The following is an 18752-nucleotide window of genomic DNA, read 5'->3' on the forward strand; positions in this document are numbered from 1 at the left end:
GGGCTTTAGTTGAGGGAGACGATGGCTTAGGTGCCAACAGTCCAAGAGTTGATGTAGATCTCTTGCTCGGGGGTCAGGCTATCGACTTCGATACCCATGGCGACCAGCTTCAGACGAGCAATCTCCTTATCCACCTCAACGGGGATGGAGTGCAGACCGGGTTCCAGGGAACCTCGGTTCTTCACCAGGTATTCGCAGGCCATGGCCTGGTTGGCAAAGCTCATGTCCATAACGGCACTGGGATGGCCTTCGGCGGCGGCTAGGTTGACCAAGCGGCCTTCACCCAGCACAATCACCGACTTGCCGCTGGTGAGCATGTACTGCTGGGTAAAGTTGCGCACCTGCTTGACTTCGCTAGCCATTGCGCCCAGAGATTCCAAGTCAATCTCGATATCGAAGTGGCCGGAGTTGCACACCATGGCACCATCTTTCATCGTGTCAAAGTGCTCGCGACGAATGACATGCTTGTTGCCGGTGACGGTAATAAACAGATCGCCTACGGTAGCAGCCTCAGCCATGGGCATCACCCGGAAGCCGTCCATGACAGCCTCGATCGCCCGCACCGGGTCAATTTCGGTGACGATGACGTTAGCCCCCATACCCTTAGCCCGCATGGCAGTGCCTTTGCCGCACCAGCCGTAGCCAGCCACAACCACAGTCTTACCGGCCAGCAGTACATTGGTGGCGCGGATAATGCCGTCGAGGGTCGATTGGCCAGTGCCGTAGCGGTTGTCGAAGAAGTGCTTGGTGTCGGCGTCGTTGACATTCATAGCGGGGAAGCTGAGCACCCCATCCTTGAACATGGCCCGCAGGCGCACGATGCCGGTGGTGGTTTCTTCGGTGGTGCCGATGATGTCGGAAAGCTGTGCCTGACGCTCTTTGACTAGGGTGGCGACCACGTCGCTGCCGTCGTCGATGATGATGTTGGGGCGGTGGTCGAGGGCGGTCTCGACGTGGCGGTGGTAGGTGGCGCTGTCTTCACCGCGCAGGGCAAACACGGGAATGCCGTAGTCAACTACTAGGCTGGCAGCAACATCATCTTGAGTTGAGAGGGGGTTACTGGCAATGAGCACAGCGTCGGCACCGCCGGCTTTGAGGGCGATCGCCAAATGAGCTGTCTCAGTAGTGACGTGGCAGCAGGCCGAAATGCGAATGCCTGCCAGGGGCTTTTCCTGGGCAAAGCGGTCTTGAATCTGGCGCAGCACGGGCATCTCGCGCCCGGCCCACTCAATCCGCTGTTTGCCCTGGGCCGCCAGGGAAATATCCTTAACGTCGTACTTAAATTGAAGAGTTGTGGTCATAGCGAGGGTATCAACCGTAATAAATCGTCTCTGTGCCAGTTGCCAGCGTTTCTAGCTTAACGGAATTTCACGCAGGGGACTGCCCCGATATTGTATAGGGGCTACCGTCGTAATGCTTTGGCAGGAATTTGTACGGCCCCGAATTTCATGCCGGGTACTGGCCCGATCGCACCTCGGTACAAAACTGTTGGGCAGCTTCAACGGCCTGCTGCCTGAGGTTGGCGTAGACCTTGGCAAAGGGTGGCTGCCAAGCCGAAAGTCCAAGAACGTCGGCGGTGACCAGCACCTGGCCATCGCAGTGCACCCCCGCGCCAATGCCAATGGTGGGAATGCGCAGCGCCTTAGTAATATCGCGAGCTAGCTCTACAGGAATGTGCTCTAAAACGATGGAAAACGCTCCGGCCTGCTCTAGGGCTTTGGCCTCTGCCAGGATGCGATCGGCCTCGGCCTCGGTTTTGCCCTGCTTGCGAAAACCACCAAACTGGTTGATCGATTGGGGTGTCAGCCCCACGTGCCCCATCACCGGAATGCCCCACTGCACCAGTCGGCGCACGGTTTCAACCATACCTTCGTGGCCGCCCTCCAGCTTTACTGCCTGGGCTCCGGCTTCCTTGAGCATTTGCCCTGCGGCGCGAATGGCATCTTCAACGCTAGTCTGGTAGCTCAGAAAGGGTAGATCGACCACTAGGAGAGCATTTTTGACCCCCCGCCGCACCGCCTTGGCGCAGATCAGCATGTCCTCTGTGGTTAGCGGCAAGGTGGTGTCGTAGCCCAATGCGACCATCGCCAACGAATCGCCCACCAGTACAATGTCGGCCCCGGCCTGGTCAACAATTTGCCCCGACATCACATCCCAGGCGGTCAGTACGGTAATGGGTTGGGCGGGTGTGCCCGTTTGCTTCCACCGCAAAATTCGATCAACGCTAACGGCCATGGCTGCGCCTGGAAAGGGATATGGTTGTCAGGATAACAAACCCTGATTCGGCTATCCCTCCAATCTGCCGCCCCTCTGAGGAACACAACTCGCTAGAATCAGGTAAACCCGTACGAAGTGGCTTATCACGATGATCCCAACCGTTATTGAGCAATCCGGGCGTGGCGAGCGCGCGTTTGACATTTATTCCCGACTTTTGCGGGAGCGTATTATCTTCCTCGGCCAAGAGGTCACGGCTGACTCGGCCAACTTGATTGTGGCCCAGATGCTGTTTCTTGAAGCAGAAGACCCCGACAAAGATATCTATCTCTACATCAACTCTCCCGGTGGGTCGGTATCGGCGGGCCTGGGCATCTACGACACCATGAACCACATTCGGCCCCAGATCTGCACTATTTGCGTGGGGCTGGCGGCTAGCATGGGGGCGTTTTTGCTCACCGCAGGCGAAAAGGGCAAGCGTATGAGCCTGCCTAACTCTCGCATTATGATTCACCAGCCCTTAGGCGGTGCCCAGGGCCAGGCTACTGATATTGAGATTCAGGCGAAGGAAATTCTTTACCTGAAGAAGCAGCTGAACGATGCGATCGCCAAAAATACCGGCCAGCCTATCGACAAAATCGCCCAAGACACCGAGCGCGACTTCTTTATGAGCCCTCAAGAAGCGGTGGAGTACGGTCTCATCGACCAAGTGATCGATCGCACCTCTGTTGGTTCTCGCCCCCTTACAGCAATGTAAATCTCTCTAACTTCCAAGGCTTGATGCCTTGGAAGTTAGGCTCTGCCCTGCGGAGATTGGGTTTCTAAGAACAGCAAGAACTCCAACAGTTCGTCGTCGGTGAGGTCGTGGCGCGATAGCTTGCCGTAGGTCTTCTTCAAAAACTCACGCCCCTGGGCAACGCTCCAGCCTAACCGCTGGAGTTCTACGTCGGTTTGGGCAATGATGTCCGATAAATCGACCGCTGCTGGTTCTGCGCCTAGATCCACCAACTCGTCGGCTGAGGCCTCGATGGTAGCGGGCAGATCGGCTTGAAATGGGGCGACTGGTGGGGGCAGGGTGGGAGCTGCCACGGCCGCCAGGGGTAGCTCAGCAGCCGGTTGCTCTAGGATATTTCCCTGGTCTAAAACGGGGGGAACTAGGCTGAGCGGCGGTGGGGCAAGCTCCGGATGAGTCGTTGGCAAGGGCTCGCTGTTGGACCCGTTTGGAGGGGCGATCGTCTCTAGGTTAGCTAAGCCCGGGCTGGGCTTGGCGATCGCTGGTTCAGGCGCCTCAACCCTATCGACCTCCACAGGAAGGGGTAGGTTGGGCAGTTCAGCTGTCAAGCTCAGGCGCTCTAGGGCGCGGGTAGTGGCTATATCTTCAGCCATCTCTAGGGCAGTGTTTGCCCCCAGCCCGCTGGCCAGAATTATGTTGTCTACTCCCGCGTAGACCCGCACAACGTAGATTCCGTCGTGGATGGTGAGCAAATCTGACGTCAGGCTGCCCTGGGGATACTGGTGGCGAAATTGCGTCAGCAGTGAACTTAGCACTCAGGCGGTCTCCCCTGCGGGTGGATGGTAACCGTACTATTCTAAGGAAGTAGGGCACGTTAGACTAAAGCCATTGTGACGCTGGCCTGCTTGAGGGCGGCGAGGGAATTCCCTCAATGGCGTGCGACCGTGGGTCAGGCTGGCTGACAAGCCGGTGCTTTTACCCTGAATATTTTAATTGCTACTCTAGGCGGCTGAACTGAGCTAATGCTAGACCGATTACTCGATATCTCTAATAACTTTGGGGTCGATACCCTACTACTGCTGCCGGTGCTGATTGCCCTGGAGGCGGTGCTGTCGGCCGACAACGCGATCGCCCTGGCGGCGATCGCCCAAGGCTTAGAGAGCGAAACCATGCAGCGCCGGGCGCTCAACTTTGGGTTGCTGATCGCTTTCGTTTTGCGGGTTGGGCTAATTTTGACGGCAGGCTGGGTGCTTCAGTTCTGGCAGTTTGAAGTGATGGGAGCGGCCTATCTGCTGTGGCTAGTGTATAAGCACTTCACCGCTGCAACCGACGACGCAGACCAGCACCACGCCCCGAGATTTGCCACTGTTTTGCAGGCAATTCCGGTGATTGCCTTCACCGATCTAGCCTTTTCACTCGATAGCGTCACCACCGCCCTGGCTTTATCCAAGGATGTGGTGGTAATTTTGCTAGGCGGCACCATCGGTATTATCACTCTGCGGTTTATGGCAGGGCTGTTCATTCGCTGGCTCGAGGAGTTTGAGCATTTAGAAGACGCGGGCTTTATCACCGTGGCCTTTGTGGGCGTTCGTCTGCTGGTGCGGGTGATTGACTCCAATTTAGTGCCCCCAGAGTGGACGATGGTGCTGGTGATTGCCCTGGTGTTTGCTTGGGGCTTCTCAAAGCGCGTGGAGGAAAGTGCCAGTGTTGAATCAGCTCATTTAGGCAATGGCAAAATGCCCACTGTTGCTGAGTTAGAGGCCCAGGGCAGTATTTCTTCGGAAGCTGCCTCCAATCAGGAAAAGGCCACCCCGGCATTACCCCTTCAGCAAGACTAAAAAGCCCTGTCGTCAGCCGCACCAAGCCGTTAAAGATAGGAGCACCAGTCGCTCCAGCCACCGGGGTAGAGCTTAGCCATGGGCCGACCCGCCACGGTTTGAGCCAGCAGGTTGACGCAGGCCGTCACCCCTGAGCCGCAGTAGACGATCACCTCCTCGGCATCGTTCAAACCGGCCCAGTGTTGGCTCAGCTCATCAGCGGGTTTCATGTGCCCGTTCTCGGCAGAAACATCTTGCCAAAAGTAGTTCACCGCGCCGGGAATGCTGCCTGCTACTGGGTCGATGGGTTCGACCTCACCCCGATAGCGATCGGGCGATCGCGCATCGATCAGTAGCGTGCCTTCCCGGCAGTGGCGCACCGTCTCAATATCAACAATCCAATCTTGGCGCGGCGCAGGCACAAAGTGGCCCGAGCGAGGTGCAGGGATCTCAGTACTGGTAGGATAGCCACCCTCTACCCAGCCTGACCAGCCGCCATCGAGCACGGCTACATTGTCGTGGCTCAGGTAGCGCAGCAGCCACCAGAGGCGCGAGGCAAAGGCAAAGCGGCTATCGTCATAGGCGACGACAAGGGTAGGCTCTGGACCGTTAGACTCTACCCCCATCGCTGTGAGCCGCTGGCTGAAAGTGTCCCAATCGGGCAGCGGGTGGCGACCCCCGTGGCGCTGCACCGGGCTCGATAGATCTCGGGTGAGGTCGAGGTACCAAGCTCCAGGAATGTGGCCAGCGGCATACTGCTGCTGACCCTGCTCGGCATCGGCTAGGGCAAAGCGACAGTCGGCGACCACAACTTTGGGGTCATCCAGGTGCTGGGCTAGCCAATCGGCGGTTACTAGATCGCGAGGATAGTTCATAGATTAGATGAACGGGATGGCTTGAGGGGTTAAAGTCTGGCCTAGCGAGAGATAGCGGTGCATCGTAGAAGTAGGGTATAAGGTTGCTGAACTGGCAACACTAGTCGTCGTAGGACCGATTGGTGCGGAATGCGGGCGGTACGAAATGTGGGTGTTCAAATAGAGTACAGTCAACCTTTTTAACCAGCAGATCCTATTTAACGAGGCGCTGTTATGACTATGGACACTCAACCGAGTACTGAGACTAAAACAGCAACGGGCTGGGTCATGGCCCTCAGTATAGGCTTGATTATTTTAGGTATTTCGGCTGTTTTAATGCCGGCGATCGCTGCTGCTGTTTTCACCTCCGCCCTGGGGTGGATAGCCGTAGTCAGCGGAATTTTGCAGGTTTTACAGGCGTTTCAGGCACAAGCGATTAGAGCGCTGTGGTTGAGCTTAGGGGTGGGCGTGTTTTACCTCGTGGCGGGGCTCTATATTTTGTTTAACCTGGCCAAAGCGACGGCGGCACTGACGTTGGCTTTTGGTCTACTGTTTATTGCTGAGGGCATTTTTACCATCGTCATGGCGTTTACCTACCGGGCTGGGCGCACTATGTCGTGGTTTGTGGCTATCAATGGTATTGTCACGCTGATTCTAGGGATCTTGGTCATTAATCGCTGGCCGTTTGGCTCGCTTTGGCTAATTGGCTTTTATGTTGGCGTTAGCCTATTGTTTAGCGGGGCTTCGCTGCTCGGGGCAGCGGCGGCCGCCCGCAGGGAAGTTGCCTAGGACCGTCCATGCCCGGAGACTACATTCTCTTTGCTCAGCACGGCTGGGCCGACACCAACCAGTCGATGATGACCCTAGCGGAGCAACTGGCGGGCGATCGCGCGCAAATTGTGGCTCCCTGCCTCAACTACGCCATGACCTGGCTGCGGATTTCCCCCCTGGTAGATGAGGTCGATGCTCTGGCTTCGGCGACCCTGGCCCGACAGCCCGACCTACCGGTCCGGATTGTGGGCCACTCGATGGGTGGCTTGATCTGGCTAGAGGTGCTAAATCGCCATCCAGACTGGTGGCCAAGGGTAGAATTTTTGACGTTGGTGGGCTCCCCTGTGGGTGGGGCCGATTTGGGTCGCCTTCTTGATCCGCTAAAGCTGGGAGTTGGCATTGCCGCTGACTTGGGGCGCGATCGCCGCCCCCTAGCCGCCCGCATCGCTGCTGCCATCACCACCCTATCGATTGCAGGCGATGTGGATAGGGGTAGCGATGGCACCATCACCATTGAGAGTACGCGGGTGCCCAACGGGCAATTTGTCTGTCTGGGGGGCATCAGCCACGCGGCCCTGCGCTGTCACCCACGTGTGGTGGAGCAGATTCAACAATTTTGGAAGGGCGACAGCTTGAGTGCGCTGCTATCGCCCCATCCCCTGGTGGAGCAGCTGCGTCAAATCCCTGGTATGACCGACGCCCACCAGCGCGATTTTGCCCGCGCCACCCCCTGGCACACCTTTGCCGACGGCACCAATATTCGTCTATGGCTCAGCCCCTTTGGCATTCATCACGTATTTTTGGCCTCTGCCGAGGATGACTGCCTGTACTCGGGCTATGTGGGTTGGCTGCACAGCGGGGAGCTTTGGCACAGCCTGGGGGCGCTGCGGGCAGATGCCAAACTATCCCGAGATTGGTGAGTCGGTGGGCGGCCGCTCGCCCAGTTGACGGGTGGAGGTCAGTGGACTGGAGATGAAGAGGCCATCCTCACTAACCAGGCCAGTGGTGACATCAACGCTGTCCTCGCGTTTGCGGTATCGGTACTGCTCGACGGCGGTGTTGACCTGGTCGGCGATCGCCCAGGCGGCCTTTGAAGGGGGCGGCGACTGCTGCAAAATATTCAGCTGAAAATAAACCTGCTCAATCAGCAGTTTTTCATCGATGACGCTGAGTTGGGTGTCAATGTTGAAATCGACCTGATTTTTCAGCACCGCGCTCAGAGCCGCAGCAATCAGGTCAGCTCCGATATTGATCAGGGTTGGGGCTTGACTTTTGACGTAAACGGTCACGGTTTCGCCTACCGCCTCGGCCATGGGCCGCTGGGCTAGGGCAGTGGCTAGGGTTTCGGCGATCGCGAAGTAGGCAGGGTCGATGGTGGCAGCGATCGCTCTACTGGCATTAAAGAATTGCACTAGCTGACTGATTAGACCCAAGGTTTCTGAACGGGTCAGGGGCCGATGGTCGGCAATTGCCTTGCCTAGCAGCGGCATGACAGCGGTGACTATTGTCCTTAGAGCGTCTGGAGCGAGATCGGGCCTATAGCGCTGCACGTAGGCTGTGAGAATATTCTGCGCCTCTTGCTCCAGACGCTGCTGCCAGCGGTGGGTTTCTTTAGCTAGAGCACTGGTAGCGCGATCGACAATGGCATTTTTGAGATCATCAGCGGTGAGACCATCGAGCACCTGTTGAGCTACGACGTCGATTAGGGCGGCGGGCTCTTCGGGCAGATATAGCCGTAACAGGGTGCCGAGCAGGCCCTGCACCTGCTCGGGAGAATTGGGTAACCCATACAGTCGTCCGTAGGCGCTGAGACCGCTAATCAGCGTTGCGTTCACCTCGGAGTTACGGGAAGCAGAGGTCAGATCCTCAGGCGGCATTGTCAACCTCCTCGGGGGGAGTGAAGGGACTATCGACTATTGCCTAGGCATCTTTCCCAATCCTAATTGCAGATTGGCCCGGGTCGCCTCACCTCTGCGGGTAATCTACAGGTGTGCTAAATGGTCTGCTCTGATTGCCGTTGTAGCCACGGGGGGTAATCAGCCAGGGGCCGTGGCGCTGGGTGCTCTGGTTGCCGATCAGCACCACCGTCAGCATATCGATGGGGGCCTCTAGCAGGTTGGCCAGCGTGGTGCGGTGAATCATCTCGTCAGGACGATAGACCGACTTCACCACTGCCACCGGTGTATCGGGCGATCGGTGGGCCATAAAGATGCTGTGGGCGGCCGCGATCTGCTCGGTACGGGTTTTTGATTTGGGGTTGTAGAGCGCCACCACAAAGTCGGCCTGGGCCGCTGCCTCTAGCCGCTTCACAATTACCGGCCAGGGGGTGAGCAGGTCGCTGAGGCTAATGGCGCAGAAGTCGTGCATCAGCGGTGCTCCTACCCGAGCAGCGGCAGACTGCAGGGCTGAAATGCCGGGGAACACTTCTACCGAGGGCGTTTCGCCATCCCAGCCGGTGCCCTGGAGCTGCTCTAACACCAGCCCGGCCATGCCGTAGATGCCGCAGTCACCGGAGGACACCACCGCTACGCTCAAGCCCCAGCGAGCCAGGTCAATGGCGCGATCGGCCCGCTGGCGCTCTTGGGTAATGGGCCAGGGTTCAACAATTTGACCAGGGCGGCAGAGAGAACGAATTTGGTCAATGTAGAGCCCATAGCCAATGACGACGTCGGCGCGGGCGATCGCCCCCTTAGCCGCCGGCGTAATCTGATTCAAATCGCCGGGGCCGGTGCCCACCAGCGCTAGGTGCCCGGCGTGGGGAATATATTCGCGCTCGGATTGAGCGATCGCCACTGTCACCGCCCCCGACTGCCCTTCAACCCGTACCACCTGCTTGGCCACCCGCAGATCGCCCCCCGCCGCCAACATCGCTGCTGCCTCTGCCACGCTGGGGGTCTGCACCGCCTGTTCCACCACTGTGGAAGGGTTGGGCACAGGGATGGTTTTCAATTCTTCAGCGGTAAAGCAGCGCAGGGGCCACTGACGTTCTTTGCAGAGGGCAACTAACCCAACTTCGTCAGATTTGAGGTCAAGGCTGGCGATACCGGCGATTGCCCCTTCGGCAAAGTGCCCGGCCCGGCAGATCCGCGCGATCGCCGCCTCAATCACCGCCTGGGGCGTACCGCGCTCGCAGCCGATGCCCACCCACAGCACTCTTGGGTGCCACTGAGCTTTAGGAAAATCGCTGTCGGGGGCAAACTGCCGCTGAATCGGGCTGATCCACAGCCGGGCCGCAGGATTGCGGACCGACTCAAAAACAAAGGGATGGGTGGCAGGCAGGTGGTCTTGCCAGAGGGTGGTGCCGCAGTCCTGAAGCACCTCAATGGGTTTGCTGTGGGCCAGGGCGGCACTCACTCCCGTCCAATCGCCGCTACCCTTGCTCCAGGCGAAGGGCACCCCCAGCACATCCATCCCTGGCAGTCCGTGAGTTGAAGCGGATCCAGTAATTACTGGCTCTGCCCCCAGCAGTTGGGCGATCCGATGAGCCAGCGCATCTGCACCACCCTGGTGACCACCGCAGAGACTGATCACCTGGTTACCTGTTTCAGCCACCACCACCACTGCGGGATCGGTTGCTTTATCGGCCAATAGCGGCGCAATTAGCCGCACCACCGCCCCGCTAGCCAGGGCGAAGATGAGCCCATCCTGAGTAGGCCAGAGTTCGGCAATGGTCTCGGGCAAGGAACCTTCGTAAACCCGAGCTTGGATCGCTAAAGACTCTGCTTCGGCGGCTAGGCTGCGAGGTAGCCATAGGTCAGCGGGGAGACCTGTAACCAGGGGCAGCAGGGATTTGAGCCCGGCGGGGGTGACAGCGATCGCAGCAAAGGACGGCAACAATAGACCTCAAAGAACCTGGAGTACTTCATCTTAGAAGACATCATTGCCCCAGGGCAGTGCAAGGTCGAGTTGTCTGTAGCTTTGCTCTGCACATAACGGTAGACAGCTAGGGGTAGGACAGCCTAGACGGCTATCCCACAAAACTTTGAATATCTTCTAGCTCTTGTGGGATAGGCATCCCGCCTGTCCTAGCTCATACCGATCTCGGCTTAGTAGTAGTTGCCAACCTTGCGGTGGTGGATAGCGGTCTGGCCATCAGGGTCGGACACCTTGCCGTCCTGCACCGTGCAGTAGACGATCCAGTGGTCGCTCACCTCCATGCGGCTGGTGACTTCGCACTCTATGTAAGCCAAGGCATCGGCCAGCAGCGGCGAGCCGTTGTTGGCGGGGCGAGTGCGCACTCCGGCAAAGCGATCGGCACCGGGGGCAAACCGCTTGAGAAAGTGCTTCATCAGGCCCAGGTGGTTGCCCTCTTCGAGAATGTTGAGCACAAAGGTGTCGCCCACCTGCATCAGCGACTCAATGGCGCGGTCTTTCGCCACCGCCACCGAAAAGCCCAGGGGCTGAAAGCTAACCTGGGCCACCCAAGAGGCTAGCATCGCGCTGGAGACCTGACCCTTTTTAGCGGTGATGATGTACAGCCCGCTGCTGATACGGCCTAGCGCTTTCTCTAGGTCGACATCGAGGGATTTCAGCTTTTTCAGCTTGCCCGCCTGGGCGAGGCCTTGGCCCAGGTCAGTGCCGGCCTCTTCGCAGGACTGATAGGTGCCCTCGGTGGGGTTGTCTTTAATGCGAATGGGCGCAAAAGACTGAATTAGCTCCAGATCTTGAAACTTGTTGGCGAGGGGATCGATCGGCTCATCGTCACCACCATAGGACTCGTAGAGCCCAATGGTTTGCTTACCGTGCACCGCTGCCAGAATGGTGCCCAGGGTGGTCTGGGTTTCTCTGGCCCCGACCCCAGAGGCGGGGGGCATGCCGACGACTAAGCCCTTGGCCCGGGCCACCAGCTCCGTCACCTCTTGAGGGTCGGCAGAGCGCATGTCCATCATTTCAACGGCGACGCCAGTTTTGGTGATGCCGCGCGCAATGGATTGGGAGAGGCGATCGCTATACCCGTAATCCGATACGTAGAACACCGCCACCAGGTCTTCGGCCTTAGTCTTCTCCTGGCTCCAGCGCTGGTAGCGGCCAGTCAGCTCCGCCACGTTGTAGCGCAACAGAGGGCCGTGCCCCGTGGCCACCATTCTCACTGGAGGTAGGGCTTCCATGCGCTTCATCGCCCCGAGCACCGACCTGGCGTTGGGGGCCATCAGGCACTCGTAGTAAAAGCGAAAATCGGGGGAAACCAGCTCTAGATTTTCGTCGTAGGGGGCATCGCTGCAAAAGTGCATGCCGAAGGCGTCGCAGGTGAACAGCACGCCAGTTTTGTGGTCGTAGGTAAAGATGGTATCGGGCCAGTGCAGGTTGGGGGCGCTGATAAACTCCAGGGTGTGGCCATTGCCTAGCTCCAGAGTGTCGCCGTTTTTGACGATCAGGCGCTCAAAGGGGCGGTGCACCAGATCTTCGAGGAAGGCGATCGCCACCTTAGCGCCCACCACCACCGCCTGGGGAGCCAGCTCTAGCACGTCGCGCACCAGGCCGCTGTGGTCGGGCTCGGTGTGGCTGATGATCAGGTAATCGATGGTTTTAGGGTCGATTTCGCCGGTCAGAGTCTTGAGATATAGCTCCCGAAACTTAGCGTGGGAAGTATCGACCAGGGCGACTTTCTCGCCGCGAACAATGAAAGAGTTGTAGGTGGTGCCATTTTGCAGGCCAAACTCGATGTCGAAGCGATCGCGATCCCAGTCTAGCGAGCGAATGGTGGTGGTGTCGTCAGCTACCCCTTCGACTTGAACCGTGAGGCGCTTTTGCGCTGGTGCCGCTACAACCATGGAGAACCTCCTGCAAAATCTAGGTGCTGCCAACCCGGAGTGCAAGCCAGGGGTTTAGCAACAAAAACGTTTCTTAACTATAGGTATTCTCGCTTAAAACCGCGAGGCTTGGGGTCAAAATCCCTTATCGCTTTGATTGCGATCGGTAACCATTGACAATAGAGAAAAGGCAAATTTTGAATACCTTAGAATTAAGCCTATAGGACATCTACCCTCGTCGCCCTGGCGCCCAGACTGGCTGCCAACCTGGAGCGCTTCCAGAGCAAAATAGCTTTTGCAGAATAGTCCTCAATTTGCTCCAGAGTCCGGCTGAGAGCTTGCCAACTCGGTTGTTTTCTCTATTCCCCTACTTAGCAGCCCATGTCACTTCCCACTGGAGCTCTAGTTCTTGAACCCACCGCCGATGGGTCGATGACGCTGTTTTCAGAAGATTTTGGCGAGTGGTTCCACAGCCGCGACGGGGCCTACGCCGAGGCTAAAACCACCTATGTAGACGCCACCAACTTAGCCAGTCTGGCCTTAAACCCAACCCTGACCGTGCTCGATGTCTGCTACGGGCTCGGCTATAACACCGCCGCCGCTCTATCCACCGTTGCTCAGGTCAACCCTGCCTGCCAAGTGCGGTTGGTGGCTCTAGAGCTCGATGCTCGCGTGCCACGTCAGGCTATAGAGGCCGGTTTAATTAACGGGTGGCCTACAACCGTGCAAACCTGCCTGCGGGAGCTGGCCGCTACTGGCAAAGCGACTCGCCCTGGGCTCGATGCCACCCTATTGTGGGGCGATGCCCGCCAGCGCATTCAAGCGATCGCCTCGTCGGGGTTTAAAGCCGACGCGATTTTCTTTGACCCGTTTTCGCCGCCCCGCTGTCCCGAATTGTGGACGGTAGAGTTTATTGAGCAGGTAGCGACCTGTTTGCATCCTCAGGGTCGCCTGGTCACCTATTCCAGCGCTGCTGCGGTGCGGGTGGCTTTTCAGCTAGCCGGGCTCTCCATTGGGCCGGTGAATGCTCTTGGCCGCCGCTGGCCGGGTACTCTGGTTCAGGTAAACCCCGAGGGCTTAATGCCGCTGTCGCTGCAAGAGCAGGAGCATTTGCTGACTCGTGCCGCAGTCCCCTATCGCGACCCTACCCTGGGCGCCAGCGCCGATGCGATTCGGCAGCGCCGCCAGCGGGAGCAGGCTGCGTCAAACCTAGTACCAACGTCGCGCTGGCGCAAGCGGTGGCTGCCCCCATATGAAAAAAAGCTGTCCCCTCGATAGGCTGTAGGTTCGCTCTGTTGATCGGTTGTCGCCATTTTTAAGGTTCTTGCTGTGCCCTACCGAAACCCTCTGCCACCCCGCGTGCTTGTGGTCGACGACCACGCCCCTAGCCGCATGACTGCTGTAGCGCTGCTGACCATCGATGGCTACCAAGTAGAGCAGGCTAGCTGCGGGCAGAGTGCCCTAAACCGAGTCTTACAGCACCAGCCTGACTTGATCTTGCTGGATGTGATGATGCCCGGCCTCGACGGGTTTGAGGTGTGTCGTCAGCTCAAAGAGAACGAAAACACGCGGCTGATTCCGGTGGTGTTTGTCACGGCCTTGGGCGATCGCGAAGCCCGATTGCAAGGCATTGAATCGGGAGGCGACGACTTTTTAACAAAACCCTTTGATCAGCTCGAACTCTCGGCCCGAGTCAAGTCGCTGATTCACCAAAAGCGCCTCAACGAAGATCTCGACCATGCCGAAAAGGTGTTGTTTTCCATTGCTCGCACCATTGAGAGCCGCGACCCAAATACGGGGGATCACTGCGATCGCCTGGTTAGCCTCGGGCGCGCCTTTGGCGAATATCTGGGGCTTTGCCCAAGCCACATTCGCGATCTCGCCTGGGCAGGCTACCTACACGACATTGGCAAGGTGGGCATTCCCGATGCCGTGCTGCTCAAAACCGGCCCCCTCACCGTGGCCGAGCGCACCATTATGGAGCAGCATGTCGCCATTGGCGAGACCATCTGCTGTCCCTTACGCACCATGCAGGGAGTACTGCCGATCATTCGTCACCACCACGAGCGCTGGAATGGCAGCGGCTATCCCGATGGCCTGGTCGGGGCGGCTATTCCGCGACTGGCTCAGATTTTTCAGCTGATCGACATTTTTGATGCGCTCACCCACGATCGCCCCTACAAACCCGCCTTCTCCATGGAAGAATCGCTCCAGATCATACGCCAGGAAGTAGAGCGAGGCTGGCGCGACCCAGTACTAGTTGACCAGTTTGAAACCTTTATTTGCGCCTATCGATCTGATGCAGTTTTGGGCGTAAACACTACCGCTCGACAGGGTGAGCAGCTCCAGCCCGCCAAGCAGAGTCACGCTTAATTTGCGCTAGGTGAGGGCTGTTTCCTAAAAACTATGCCTGTCGAGCCTTGTTTTCCACAAATCTTTTGATTATGTAGCGCGGTTGTCTTTTTTGAAGGACAAGCCGCCCGTACATTTATTTAATATTCCTGATTACGCCACCTAAACTTTGCTTGGGGCTGTAATTCCCACTGGAGTCGCTTCGCGAATCGCCAAGGTGTTGACTTTAAAGCCCCGACAAACCGATTTTGAAATCGAGCTTTAGCTAGCTTGCCCCCAGCTAGATGCTGCCTGAGGTGGCAAAAATTAGGGCTTTTTAAGCCTCATACTTGGCGTCTGGCCCGAACCGAGATAAACATAATCAAGCCTTTACAAATTAATTTGGACGCACATTTAGGGGATTTTACACACCGTGGACGCACCGCAGAAGCTGGCCTTTATTGTTCAATCCAACCGCTTGCAGGGGCTCATGTGGCAGGCGCTGCTGAAGTCCCAAAAGCTGGCCGTTATTCTAGAGCCTGCCAAGGGTGACCTAGCCGACTGCATTAGCCAAATCGCTAGCGCTGGGCTGACCTTGCCCGATGTTATTGTGCTAGACGCCGAAGCAGCGGAGCTCAACCCCTACGAGTTTTGTCGCTGGTGCCGCGCCACCTTCCCCACCATGCACATTTTTTTGACCCGGTGCCGTCAGCTTCACATCTCGGATACTGAGCGGCGCTGGGCTAAGCAGCAGGGAGCCACAGACTTTCTCTGTGGGTTTGATCGCGACACCCTGATGAGCGGTGCCACCGACAATGTCAAACGCATTTTGACCAGCCTTGACTACCCCTTTCTCAACGAGAAGGCGCTACTCACGGTGCTGCTCAATATTCGTCGTCAGTTGGGTACTACCCAAGCCACTGGAGCTCTTGCCAATCGTTCAGAGCGCGCTCAGGTCAAGGGTGCTGGGCTTACCCTGGCCGGTGCTAAGCCGTCTCCAAATGTGCCTAGCAGTCCAGCAACTCCGTCTACGGCCCCCGATCCTCTAAACGATGTTGACTGGGTCGCTTCTGGTCTCCGTGCCCTGAGCGATGGGTTAACTCGCAAGGCTGCCAAAGAGTCGTTCGCACCCCCACCAGCGGTCAAGTCGAGCGCGCTACCCAAGCCGAGCGCATTACCCAAGTCCTTATCTACCGACGAGAAACTAGCCGATGGTAGTACCGTGCGCCGCTACCGGGGAGTGGTTTACTAACGCTCGCCAGCGTAGCCTGAAGCGTTGAGTTCGTCCTTAAATCTGGATGTCGCCATCACCAACAAAATCGGCAGAGATTTATCGAATCTCTGCCGATTTTGTTGGTTGGTTGCCGCAGTTAAGCGTCGGCTTCAGAGGCTGAGTCGGCTTTTTTAGACGCAGACTTGGAGGGCGATCGCTTGGTTGTGGTCTTAGTTGTGGTCTTAGTGGTCTTTGAGGCCGCAGACTTTTTCGTGCCAGTAGACTTGGTGTCCGTAGACGACTTGGCGGTAGTCGTTCTAGTGGTCTTCTTGGCCCCGCTGGCTTTGCTGGCTGCTGCCGTCTTGGTAGTGCGTGAGGTAGTCGCCTTGCCCTTGCCACCCTTGCCTTTTTTGGTCGATGCCTTGGCGTTGATCCAGCCGATCGCCTCCTCTAGGGTGACCGCTTCGACCTCGACCCCTTCGGGCACCGAGGCATTAACCTTACCGTGCTTCACGTAGAGGCCGTAGGGGCCATTAAACACCGCCACCTGCTCATTGTCGTCGGGGTGGGCGCCCAGCTCCTTGAGCGGATCGACCTTCTTGCGCCCGCGCCCGGCCTTGGGCTGGGCCAGCAGTTCTAGAGCGCGCTCAAGGGTGACGGTGAGCACGTCGTCGTCGCCCTTGAGGGAGCGATAGTCGCGGCCCTCTTTGCCCTGGTCGTGGACGATGTAGGGGCCAAAGCGGCCCTGGCCGGCCTTGATGGACTTGCCCGTTTCTGGATGGGCACCCAGGTTGCGGGGAAGCTGCAGCAGTCCCACCGCCATTTCCAGGGTGACGGCCTCCATCTGGGTGCCCTTGGGCAGGGAAGCCCGCTTGGGGTTGGGGTTGTCGTCCGTGGGCTCGCCCAGCTGCACGTAGGGGCCGTAGGGGCCAATGCGCAGAAAGATCGGTTCCCCAGTATCAGGGTGCAGGCCCACTTTGTCAGGGCCTTCGACCTTCTGCTTGATGATGCGCTCGATCTGCTCGCTATCGAGGTCAGCGGGGGGCACATCGGCAGGAATGGAGGCCTTCACCGACTCTTCGCCAGTACCAATCTCGACGTAGGGGCCATAGCGACCAATGCGGATTTTGGCATCTAGATCTTCGAGCAGCACCGTGCGGGCGGCGGTGGGGTCAATCTGGGTTTCGCGCTCCTGCACCAGGGTCTCTAGGCCCTGGTCACCGGAGTAAAACGCCTTCAGGTATGGCAGCCATTCGACTTCGCCGGTGGAAATGTCGTCGAGGGTCTGCTCCATGCGGGCAGTGAAGTGCACATCCACCAGGTCGGGGAAGTTTTGCTCTAGCAGCTCGGTCACTGCAAAAGCTGTGAAGGTGGGGATCAGGCTGTTGTTGACCAGGTTGACGTAGCCGCGATCGATGATCGTGCTGATCACCGTAGCGTAGGTGCTAGGCCGGCCAATGCCTTCGCTCTCAAGCACTTTGACCAGGGTGGCCTCAGTGTATCGGGCGGGGGGCTGGGTTTCATGACCGATCGCCTCCAAATCCGTACAGCTGAGGGCATCGCCCGTGGCTAGGGCAGGCAGCAGCACCTCTTGGTCTTCGATCGCCGCATTGGGGTCGTCAGAGCCCTCCACATAGGCTCGAAAGAAGCCGGGGAAGTCGATGCGCTTGCCCGTGGCGCGAAAGAGGGCGTTTTCCACCTCAATGGAGGCGGTGATGTTGGTTTGGCGAGCCTCGGCCATCTGGCTGGCGACGGTGCGCTTCCAGATCAGGTCATAGAGGGAGGCCTCGCGGCCAGTTAGCCCCGTTTCTTTGGGGGTTCTAAAGGTGCTGCCAGCGGGGCGAATGGCCTCGTGGGCCTCCTGGGCACCCTTCGATTTGGTGGCGTACTGGCGGGGTTTGGGGCTGAGGTAGTCGGTGCCGTACTTGGTAGTGACACAGGCGCGGGCAGCGGCGATCGCCTGCTCTGACAGGTGCACCGAGTCGGTACGCATGTAGGTGATGTAGCCCTGCTCGTAGAGGTTTTGGGCCACCCGCATGGTGTCGCGGGCCGAGAGCCTGAGCTTGCGGTTGGCCTCCTGCTGGAGGGTAGAGGTGGTAAACGGCGGGGCGGGCTTGCGGTTGTTGGGTCGCTCTTCCAGATTGCTGACCGTCCACAGGCCGGCTTGCAGACGGGTTTGCAGCTCGCGGGCTTGAGTTTCGTCGAGTAGTACCACGTCGCGGCCCTCGGCTACGCGGCCGGTGGCTTCGTCAAAGTCGCTGCCGTTGGCCAGGCGGGTGCCGCCCAGAGAGTAAAGCTTGGCTTCAAAAGCGTTTTTATCCTTGAGCAGGCTAGCCTTGAGATCCCAGTAGGAGCCCCGGCGGAAGGCGCGGCGTTCTTGCTCCCGCTTGACCACCACCTTGACTGCTACCGACTGCACCCGACCGGCGGACAGGCCACCAGCAATCTTCTTCCACAGTAGGGGCGAGAGGGTATAGCCCACCAAGCGGTCAAGGATGCGCCGGGTCTCCTGGGCATGGACTAGCTGGCTGTCGATGTCGCGGCAGTTGTTGAGGGAGTCCTGAATCGCCTCTTGGGTAATTTCGTGGAACACCATGCGCCGGGTCGGCACCTTGGGGTTGAGCACCTGGAGCAGGTGCCAGCTGATGCTTTCGCCCTCGCGGTCTTCGTCAGTGGCTAGCAGCAGTTCGTCGGCCTGCTTGAGGGCGTCTTTGAGGGTTTTGACCACCTTTTTCTTGTCGCTGGGCACGATGTACAGCGGCGCAAAATCATCCTCAGGATTCACCCCGAGCTGCGCCCACTTCTCGCCCTTGACGTTAGCGGGAATCTCGCTGGCCGATCGCGGCAGGTCGCGCACGTGCCCCATAGATGCCTCAACCCGATACCCCGACGGCAGGTAGTTGCGAATCGTTTTAGCCTTAGTGGGTGACTCGACAATGACAAGGGTTGACATAGGTCTGCTGGCGCTTCGGTGATAATCGTTAGCAATCGCGGGCGGGCTCGGTAACCTACAGCTTTATAGCGGCTTTTGGCAAACCTATCTATATAGTTTGCGGCGCAGGTGTGGTG

15 protein-coding genes are annotated in these 18752 nt (G+C 58.3%); 7 read left to right on the forward strand and 8 right to left on the reverse strand.

The window, feature by feature from the left end; all coding sequences use genetic code 11:
* Positions 1-26: 26 nt before the first annotated feature.
* Positions 27-1301 (reverse strand): adenosylhomocysteinase, encoded by a 1275-nt coding sequence (gene ahcY / locus NC979_RS12875; RefSeq protein WP_190521922.1) that lies wholly within the window; start codon positions 1299-1301, stop codon positions 27-29.
* A 145-nt stretch (positions 1302-1446) separates the two neighbouring features.
* Positions 1447-2235, reverse strand: a complete 789-nt coding sequence (gene panB / locus NC979_RS12880; protein ID WP_190521924.1) for a 3-methyl-2-oxobutanoate hydroxymethyltransferase — start codon at positions 2233-2235, stop codon at positions 1447-1449.
* Between the two features lie 130 nt (positions 2236-2365).
* Here panB and clpP point away from each other — a divergent pair, with 130 nt between their 5' ends.
* Positions 2366-2971: an ATP-dependent Clp endopeptidase proteolytic subunit ClpP gene (clpP, locus tag NC979_RS12885; RefSeq protein ID WP_190521926.1), complete on the forward strand. Its 606-nt coding sequence runs from the start codon at positions 2366-2368 to the stop codon at positions 2969-2971.
* Positions 2972-3006: 35 nt separating this feature from the next.
* Here clpP and NC979_RS12890 read toward each other — a convergent pair whose 3' ends face one another.
* Positions 3007-3762: a hypothetical protein gene (locus NC979_RS12890; protein WP_190521928.1), complete on the reverse strand. Its 756-nt coding sequence runs from the start codon at positions 3760-3762 to the stop codon at positions 3007-3009.
* A 207-nt stretch (positions 3763-3969) separates the two neighbouring features.
* On the opposite strand from NC979_RS12890, the gene NC979_RS12895 reads away from it, so the two are divergent.
* Complete coding sequence (locus NC979_RS12895; protein ID WP_190521930.1) at positions 3970-4785, forward strand: TerC family protein; 816 nt, start codon at positions 3970-3972, stop codon at positions 4783-4785.
* 29 nt (positions 4786-4814) lie between these two features.
* On the opposite strand, the gene NC979_RS12900 is transcribed toward NC979_RS12895, so the two are convergent.
* On the reverse strand, positions 4815-5639 hold the full coding sequence (locus tag NC979_RS12900) for a sulfurtransferase (protein ID WP_190521932.1): 825 nt from the start codon (positions 5637-5639) through the stop codon (positions 4815-4817).
* A 213-nt stretch (positions 5640-5852) separates the two neighbouring features.
* On the opposite strand from NC979_RS12900, the gene NC979_RS12905 reads away from it, so the two are divergent.
* Positions 5853-6407: a DUF308 domain-containing protein gene (locus NC979_RS12905; RefSeq protein ID WP_190521934.1), complete on the forward strand. Its 555-nt coding sequence runs from the start codon at positions 5853-5855 to the stop codon at positions 6405-6407.
* Between the two features lie 8 nt (positions 6408-6415).
* Complete coding sequence (locus tag NC979_RS12910; protein WP_190521936.1) at positions 6416-7309, forward strand: esterase/lipase family protein; 894 nt, start codon at positions 6416-6418, stop codon at positions 7307-7309.
* On the opposite strand, the gene NC979_RS12915 is transcribed toward NC979_RS12910, so the two are convergent.
* From NC979_RS12915 to NC979_RS12925, 3 genes are all read right to left on the reverse strand, one after another.
* Positions 7292-8266, reverse strand: coding sequence for a hypothetical protein (locus NC979_RS12915; RefSeq protein WP_190521938.1), 975 nt, complete (start codon positions 8264-8266; stop codon positions 7292-7294). The two genes, NC979_RS12910 and NC979_RS12915, sit on opposite strands and share 18 nt — an antisense overlap.
* A gap of 88 nt (positions 8267-8354) precedes the next feature.
* Positions 8355-10223, reverse strand: a complete 1869-nt coding sequence (cobJ, locus tag NC979_RS12920) for a precorrin-3B C(17)-methyltransferase (RefSeq protein ID WP_190521940.1) — start codon at positions 10221-10223, stop codon at positions 8355-8357.
* A 212-nt stretch (positions 10224-10435) separates the two neighbouring features.
* Complete coding sequence (locus tag NC979_RS12925) at positions 10436-12160, reverse strand: diflavin flavoprotein (protein WP_190521942.1); 1725 nt, start codon at positions 12158-12160, stop codon at positions 10436-10438.
* Between the two features lie 360 nt (positions 12161-12520).
* Here NC979_RS12925 and NC979_RS12930 point away from each other — a divergent pair, with 360 nt between their 5' ends.
* The 3 genes from NC979_RS12930 to NC979_RS12940 all read left to right on the forward strand — a co-directional run bounded on the left by NC979_RS12930 (position 12521) and on the right by NC979_RS12940 (position 15722).
* A complete protein-coding gene (locus tag NC979_RS12930; protein WP_190521944.1) occupies positions 12521-13417 on the forward strand; it encodes a tRNA (5-methylaminomethyl-2-thiouridine)(34)-methyltransferase MnmD in 897 nt (298 codons plus the stop codon).
* Positions 13418-13468: 51 nt separating this feature from the next.
* Positions 13469-14512: a response regulator gene (locus NC979_RS12935; RefSeq protein ID WP_347403961.1), complete on the forward strand. Its 1044-nt coding sequence runs from the start codon at positions 13469-13471 to the stop codon at positions 14510-14512.
* A gap of 391 nt (positions 14513-14903) precedes the next feature.
* Entirely contained in the window at positions 14904-15722 is an 819-nt protein-coding gene (locus NC979_RS12940) for a hypothetical protein (RefSeq protein WP_190521946.1), read from the forward strand.
* Positions 15723-15840: 118 nt separating this feature from the next.
* Here NC979_RS12940 and topA read toward each other — a convergent pair whose 3' ends face one another.
* Positions 15841-18636: a type I DNA topoisomerase gene (gene topA / locus NC979_RS12945; protein ID WP_190521947.1), complete on the reverse strand. Its 2796-nt coding sequence runs from the start codon at positions 18634-18636 to the stop codon at positions 15841-15843.
* Positions 18637-18752 lie beyond the last annotated feature (116 nt).

Source organism: Leptolyngbya subtilissima AS-A7 (assembly GCF_039962255.1).
Classification (GTDB): Bacteria; Cyanobacteriota; Cyanobacteriia; order Phormidesmidales; family Phormidesmidaceae; genus Nodosilinea.

What these genes read in the sequence shown, in the direction of transcription:
- NC979_RS12930 (WP_190521944.1), top strand. Translation starts at nt 12,521, where the DNA reads ATGTCACTTCCCACTGGAGCTCTAGTTCTTGAACCCACCGCCGATGGG.
- topA (WP_190521947.1), bottom strand. Translation starts at nt 18,636, where the DNA reads ATGTCAACCCTTGTCATTGTCGAGTCACCCACTAAGGCTAAAACGATT.
- NC979_RS12905 (WP_190521934.1), top strand. Translation starts at nt 5,853, where the DNA reads ATGACTATGGACACTCAACCGAGTACTGAGACTAAAACAGCAACGGGC.
- ahcY (WP_190521922.1), bottom strand. Translation starts at nt 1,301, where the DNA reads ATGACCACAACTCTTCAATTTAAGTACGACGTTAAGGATATTTCCCTG.
- clpP (WP_190521926.1), top strand. Translation starts at nt 2,366, where the DNA reads ATGATCCCAACCGTTATTGAGCAATCCGGGCGTGGCGAGCGCGCGTTT.
- NC979_RS12925 (WP_190521942.1), bottom strand. Translation starts at nt 12,160, where the DNA reads ATGGTTGTAGCGGCACCAGCGCAAAAGCGCCTCACGGTTCAAGTCGAA.
- NC979_RS12915 (WP_190521938.1), bottom strand. Translation starts at nt 8,266, where the DNA reads ATGCCGCCTGAGGATCTGACCTCTGCTTCCCGTAACTCCGAGGTGAAC.
- NC979_RS12900 (WP_190521932.1), bottom strand. Translation starts at nt 5,639, where the DNA reads ATGAACTATCCTCGCGATCTAGTAACCGCCGATTGGCTAGCCCAGCAC.
- NC979_RS12910 (WP_190521936.1), top strand. Translation starts at nt 6,416, where the DNA reads ATGCCCGGAGACTACATTCTCTTTGCTCAGCACGGCTGGGCCGACACC.
- panB (WP_190521924.1), bottom strand. Translation starts at nt 2,235, where the DNA reads ATGGCCGTTAGCGTTGATCGAATTTTGCGGTGGAAGCAAACGGGCACA.
- NC979_RS12895 (WP_190521930.1), top strand. Translation starts at nt 3,970, where the DNA reads ATGCTAGACCGATTACTCGATATCTCTAATAACTTTGGGGTCGATACC.